The sequence below is a fragment of the Parvibaculum sp. genome (assembly GCF_049672805.1).
Lineage (GTDB): Bacteria > Pseudomonadota > Alphaproteobacteria > Parvibaculales > Parvibaculaceae > Parvibaculum.
This window is the reverse complement of record NZ_JBATWS010000031.1, coordinates 1-6353: the sequence shown is the minus strand read 5'-3', so window position 1 is coordinate 6353 and position 6353 is coordinate 1. Positions and strand designations below refer to the sequence as shown.

The following is a 6353-nucleotide window of genomic DNA, read 5'->3' as shown; positions in this document are numbered from 1 at the left end:
GATTGTTGTAGCCAAAGGAAGCACCGCGCTCGCACAGAATGGTCATGCCATTGCCCGCTGCCTCGCCGATCTTCGAGAGAATGTTGCGGCAGTCCCAGGGCGCAAGGAACTGGCCCTTCTTCACATGGAGGAGACCGCCAGCCTTCTTCGTTGCGCGTGCCGCAGCGACCACAAGGTCAGTCTGCCTGCAGAGAAAGGCCGGTATCTGCACAAGGTCTGCCACCTCGGCAACCGGCTCTGCCTGTTCAACCTCATGGAGATCGGTGCAGATCGGCACGTTGAAACGCTGCTTCACCTCGGCAAGCTGGGCAAGCCCGTCTTTCAGGCCCGGCCCGCGATAGCTTTTGATCGAAGAACGGTTCGCCTTGTCGAAGCTCGCCTTGAACACGAAGGGAAGGGACAGGTTGTCCAATACGCTTTTCAGATGTTCGGCGGTTGCCAGCGTGAGGTCGAGATCCTCAAGCACATTAAGCCCGGCAATGCAGAGAAGCGGCTCGCCATCGCCGATGGCCATGTTCCATTTGGGAAGCTTGAGAACAGTCATGATCTTGAATTGCTTTCTGTGTTGCAGGCCATTGGCGGCAGGCTAGTGCAGGTTCTTGCGCATGAAGCAGCGGCGTTCCATCGGCAGGCCCGCTCCTTCCTCGCGATAATGGGCGAGAAGAAGGGCCGGCGTCCACTCATGCCGGGCAATTTCCTCAAAGCCGCAGGAGGCATAGAAGGGCCCATTCCACGCAATGTCGCGGAAGGTGGAAAGTGTTACCGCCTGATCGCCCTTTTTCTCGGCCCAGTCGCACACGGCTTCAACAAGCTGACGCCCAAGCCCCTTCCGCCCATGCGCAGGGTGAACGGACAGCTCGTAAATATGCGTGTGCAGGTCAAGCGGGGCCGCAAGCAGGAAGCCTGCAGGTGCGCCATCCAATACAGCGATGAGAACGACACCGGCGCGCGCGGCTGCTTCGATGAAGTCGAGGTCGGTCGGATCATGCTCCGCAATTTCCGGCAGGCCGACTTCCGAAAAGAGAATGGCTGCTGCCTTCTCGATATCAGCCAGGCGGGCGAAGTCCTGTGCATTGGCTTCGCGGATCAGATAGGTCATGGCGTTGCCCTCAGGGACGTGACGCAGTTCAGGCCGTACCGGACAAAAGGAGACGGGTCGCCGCTTCCACATCGTCCTGCCGCATCAGACTTTCCCCGACAAGGAAAGTCCGTACACCGACATTGGCAAGTCGCTTCAGATCATCATGGGTGAAGATGCCGCTCTCGCCCACAACAAGCCGCTCTTTCGGCACAAGTGGCGCAAGACGCTCGGTGGTGGCTAGCGTCGTCTCGAAAGTCTTGAGGTTGCGGTTATTGATGCCGAGAAGCGGGCTCCTGAGCTGCAAGGCGCGCTCAAGCTCTGCCTCATCATGTACTTCCAACAGCACGTCCATGCCCCAGTGAAAGGCAGCATCTTCGAGTTCGCGCGCCTGATTGTCTGACACAGCGGCAAGGATGATGAGAATGGCATCAGCCCCCATCGCGCGGGCTTCCGTCACCTGATAGGTGTCATACATGAAATCCTTGCGGATGACGGGAAGCGACACGGCAGCACGCGCAGCGGAGAGATAGTCCGGCGCGCCCTGAAAGGAAGGCGCATCCGTGAGCACGGAAAGGCAGGCTGCGCCGCCCGCCTGATAGGCGCGGGCGAGGGCAGGCGGGTTGAAATCTGCACGGATAAGCCCCTTGGACGGGCTTGCCTTCTTGATCTCGGCGATTAGCGCGAATTCACCGGCCTCAACGCGCGCCGAAAGCGCCTTCGCAAAGCCACGCACGGGCGCCGCCTCGCGCGCTGCGGTCTCGAGGCTTGCGAGTGGCCGCGCCTTCTTTGCGGCGGCAATTTCTTCGAGCTTGTAAGTGCCAATTCTTTCGAGAATGTCAGTCATCGGACTTCCCGTTCGAAACGGCGACGAGCTTTGCAAGCGTCGCTTTTGCCGCGCCGCTATCGATCGCTTTGGCAGCGAGTGCGACGCCTTCTTTCAGATTCGTCACCTTGCCCGACACGATAAGAGCGGCGGCAGTATTGATCAGCACGATATCGCGATAGGCGCTCGGCTCGCCATCAAGCAGGCGGTGAATGGCAGCCGCATTCTCGGCTGGGTTGCCGCCCTTGAGGTCTTCGATGGTTGCGCGCTTCAGCCCCGCATCCTCGGGCGTCACCGCGAAGACGCGGATATTGCCATTCCTGAGTTCGGCAACGGTGCTGGGGCCGGTCGTTGTGATCTCGTCCATGCCGTCCGAGCCATGCACCACCCAGGCGCTTTCAGAGCCGAGATTGCGCAAGACTTCAGCGAAAGGCGCGACCCAGCCGGAATGGAAGACGCCGAGAAGCTGGCGCTTCACCATGGCCGGGTTAGAGAGCGGCCCGAGCATGTTGAAGACGGTCTTGATGCCGAGCTCGCCGCGCACGGGGGCCACATGCTTCATGGCGGAGTGATGCGCCTGCGCAAACATGAAGCCGATGCCGGCCTTCGCGATGCAGCGCTCAATGGCTGCAGGATCAATGTCGAGATTGACGCCAAGCTCCTGCAACGCATCCGCCGTGCCGGAAAGAGAGGAGGCCTTGCGGTTGCCATGCTTCGCTACGGGAATGCCCGACGCTGCAATGACGATGGAGGCAGCGGTCGAGATATTCCATGTGCCGAGCGAATCTCCGCCCGTGCCGACAATGTCGATGGCGTCAGCAGGTGCGGTGACGCGCAGCGCACGCTCGCGCATGACCTCCGCACCGGCGGTGATTTCATCGACCGTTTCACCGCGCACACGCAGGCCCATCAGGAAGGCAGCAATCTGCGCCGGGGTCGCCTCGCCTGACATGACGGTTTCAAAGGCCGCGCGGGCCTGTGCCGCGTCGAGCCGGGCGCCATTGGCAAGCTCCGCGATAATGCTTTTCAAATCAGTCATTTACCCTTTTTTCCCCGGCCGCTCGTCTTTCTCATCTTCGGGATTGAGGGGGTCATAGCACAGAAGGAAACGCAGCCAAAACCGCGGCGGTCAGACGAACTCCCGCACATTCATGCCCGCGATCTGGAGGAAATTCCGCAAAAGATCATGGCCATGATCGGAGGCAATGCTTTCCGGGTGAAACTGCACGCCGAATATCGGCAATTCCTTGTGCTGCATGGCCATGATGATGCCGTCAGCCGTCCAGGCTGTGATTTCGAGCATGTCCGGCAGGCTTTCACGCTCCACGATCAGCGAGTGATAGCGCGTTGCCGCAAGCGGGCTTGGCAGATACTGGAAAAGCCCTTTGCCGCCATGGTGAATGTCGCTCACCTTGCCATGCATGAGCACGGGCGCGCGAACGATCTTGCCACCAAAGGACTGTCCGATTGCCTGATGGCCGAGGCAGACGCCGAGAAGCGGAATGCGGTGGGCCGCCGCTGCCGCAACGAGTTCAAGACAGATACCGGCCTTGTCCGGGTCGCAAGGGCCGGGGGAAAGCACGATCGCCTGCGGCCGTTCGGCAAGCGCCTCCCGAACGGTGATCTTGTCATTGCGGTGAACCTGCGCCTCGGCCCCAAGCTCGCCCAAAAAGTGAACGAGATTGTAGGTAAAGCTGTCGTAATTATCGATGAGCAGCAGCATGGCGAACCTTCCGCCGCCGGGAGGGCGGCTTTTGTAATTATATTGGGGCCGGCCCCGCAGGGCGGCAAGATGCTCTATTGCCGCTTGCCAGCCTGTGAAGCGTAGCGGACGGCTTCTTCCGCGGCGCGGAACAGAGCCTTGGCCTTGTTGACGCTTTCCTGATGCTCGCCTTCGGGCGTTGAATCCGCGACCACGCCGCCGCCCGCCTGCACATACATCTTGCCATCCTTCACAATGGCGGTGCGCAGCACGATGCAGGTATCCATTTCGCCCGCAGCCGAGAAATAGCCGACACAGCCCGCATAGGGACCGCGCTTCTCAAGTTCGAGTTCGTCGATGATTTCCATCGCGCGAACCTTCGGCGCGCCGGACACCGTGCCTGCGGGGAAGCCCGCCACCAGCGCGGAGATCGCGTCATAGGCCGGGTCCAGTTCACCCTCGACATTGGAGACGATGTGGATGAGGTGAGAGGTGTACTGGAGTGCGAAACGCTCGGTCGCTTCCACCGTGCCGATCTTCGAAACGCGGCCCACGTCATTGCGACCGAGATCCAGCAGCATCAAATGTTCGGCGCGTTCCTTTGGGTCGGAAAGCAGTTCGGCTGCAATTGCCTCGTCTTCGGCCTTGTTCTTCCCGCGATGGCGCGTGCCTGCAATCGGGCGGATCGTGACGCGATTGTTCCGCACGCGAACAAGAATCTCCGGGCTGGAGCCGACAATCGAGAAATTCTCGAAATTGAGGAAATAGAGGAAGGGCGAGGGGTTGATCCGCCGAAGCGCGCGATAAAGCGAGAAGGACGGAAGGGTGAATGGCGTTTCAAAGCGTTGCGAAAGCACGACCTGAAAGATGTCGCCCGCCGCAATATATTCCTTCGCCCGTTCCACCATGTCGAAATAGGTTTCGGGCGGCGTGTTCGAATGTGGCTCCGCTATAGGAGCAATATCGGTTTCCTGGCGCCCGTGAGGAACGGCGCGCTCGAAATCAGTAATCACATCCGAAAGCCGCTCGCTGGCACGCGCATAGGCAGCCTTCGCACTCACCTTTGCGTCGGGGCGGACAGGGGTGACCACCGTGATTTCATCCTTCACGGAGTCGAAAACGCAAATGATGGTGGGGCGAATGAAAATGCCATCCGGCAGGCCGAGCGCATCCGGGTTCTCGTTCGGCAGATGCTCCATCAGGCGCACCGTGTCATAGCTCATATAGCCGAACACGCCCGCTGCCATGGGCGGCAGTTCTTCCGGCAGATCGATCCGCGATTCCTCAATGAAGGCGCGCAGGCTCGCCAGCGCACCGCCCGTGCAGGGTTCGAATGTCCCGTCTTCAAGGCGCGCCTTGCGGTTGATCTCCGCCTTGTCGCCATGCGTGCGCCAGATCGCGTCGGGGTTCAGCCCGATGATCGAATAGCGATTACGCGCATCGCCCCCTTCCACGGATTCGAGGAGGAAGCTGTTCGGCTTGTCATCCGCAATCTTGAGCATGGCGGAGACGGGCGTATCGAGGTCGGCGACAAGGCGCGTATAGACTACCTGCGCCTTGCCTTCATTATATGCAGCCTCGAAAGCATCAAATTCGGGTGAGATCATAGTCTGCTGTCCGAAGCGGTCAGTTGTTGCAGCAGGCCCTGATTGACCGTCACACCGAGTTTCTGCTGATAGCCCATCACAAGCGTCTGGAGCAGGTCAGCCCCCATGGAGTCCGCGAGGGCGGCCTTTGCCTGCTCATAGCTGCCTGAGGTTTCATCGGTCTGCGGTGAGCGGACATCGCGAACCTGCATCAGCAGAATGCTGTCGCCCACGCCGACCGGTCCCCAAGTAAACCCGCCTTCGGGCGCAGCGAAGAGTTTGGTGACCGCAATGCGCGAGAAGGTGTCGTTCTGGGCCTGACGCTGGATGCCGGGCATGGTGAGCACGCTGCGGCCCAACTCGTTTGCCAGTACGTCGAAGCTCTCGCCCGCATTACCGCGATCGGCCAGGCGCTGCGCCAGGGCTTCAAGCTCGGCTGCGCGCTTACGGTTCTTCCAGAGCGAGACGATCTCGTCGCGCACTTCCTCGAGCGGGCGGCGCTCTGCGGGGGTTACTGCGTCAACCGACACCCAGTAATAGCCTTCCTTGCCGCTATCGAGCGGAGGAATCTGGTCGCCTTCCATATTGTCGAACACGGTATCGAGAAGCTGCGGCAGATCAGGAAGCTCTACCGTCGCGCCATCACGCGTCCGGCCCTGACGGGTCACACCGGTGAACCGCTTCACGGTCGTATCATAGCGTGCGGCAATATCGGCCAGCGGCTCGCCACCAGCGCGCGCATCCTCGATCGCATTCTGGATGTCGTAAATCTGGTCGCGGGCAATTTCGATCTTGAGAGAGGCAAGAAGCTCGTCCTTCACACCTTCAAAGGTGCTGGGCACGCCTGCTTCGATCCCCTCAACATGCAGGATCGACCAGCCGAGCGGGCCGCGAACGGGCGCGCTCCACGCACCGCTTTCAAGCGCAAAGGCCGCTTCTGCGAGATCCGGCGCGAGCATGTCCGCGCGCGAGACTTTGCCGAGCGAAATGTCTTCTTTCTTGAGGCCGAGTTCATCGGCAATGACGGTCGCCGTCGTGCCGTCCCGCAGGCGCGCAAGGGCAGCATTGGCCGCATCTTCGCTCGGAAAGGTGATCTGCATCACCTCGCGCCGCTCCGGTACGTCATACTGGCTGCGCCGCTCATTATAGGCAGCCTGAAGC

At 60.7% G+C, this 6353-nt stretch carries 6 protein-coding genes and 1 pseudogene; all 7 read right to left on the bottom strand.

What is annotated here, in order from left to right; translation table 11 throughout:
• Window positions 1-544: pseudogene (locus WBF74_RS01030) on the bottom strand (3-deoxy-8-phosphooctulonate synthase); the annotation flags it as partial.
• Window positions 545-586: 42 nt separating this feature from the next.
• The gene (locus WBF74_RS01025; protein WP_424433953.1) at window positions 587-1099 is read right to left on the bottom strand and encodes a GNAT family N-acetyltransferase; all 513 of its coding nucleotides are present in this window, start codon (window positions 1097-1099) and stop codon (window positions 587-589) included.
• 28 nt (window positions 1100-1127) lie between these two features.
• Complete coding sequence (gene trpC, locus WBF74_RS01020) at window positions 1128-1925, bottom strand: indole-3-glycerol phosphate synthase TrpC (RefSeq protein ID WP_424433951.1); 798 nt, start codon at window positions 1923-1925, stop codon at window positions 1128-1130.
• A complete protein-coding gene (gene trpD, locus WBF74_RS01015; RefSeq protein ID WP_424433949.1) occupies window positions 1918-2943 on the bottom strand; it encodes an anthranilate phosphoribosyltransferase in 1026 nt (341 codons plus the stop codon). Before trpD ends, trpC begins: the two co-directional genes overlap by 8 nt.
• Window positions 2944-3033: 90 nt before the next feature.
• On the bottom strand, window positions 3034-3627 hold the full coding sequence (locus WBF74_RS01010) for an anthranilate synthase component II (RefSeq protein ID WP_424433947.1): 594 nt from the start codon (window positions 3625-3627) through the stop codon (window positions 3034-3036).
• 74 nt (window positions 3628-3701) lie between these two features.
• Window positions 3702-5213 carry an anthranilate synthase component I gene (gene trpE, locus WBF74_RS01005; RefSeq protein WP_424433945.1) on the bottom strand — a complete coding sequence of 504 codons (1512 nt, stop codon included), beginning with the start codon at window positions 5211-5213 and terminating at the stop codon, window positions 3702-3704.
• Window positions 5210-6353, bottom strand: a 1144-nt coding sequence (locus WBF74_RS01000) for a peptidyl-prolyl cis-trans isomerase (RefSeq protein WP_424433943.1), incomplete at its 5' end; no start/stop codon positions are given. The genes WBF74_RS01000 and trpE, both read right to left, overlap by 4 nt.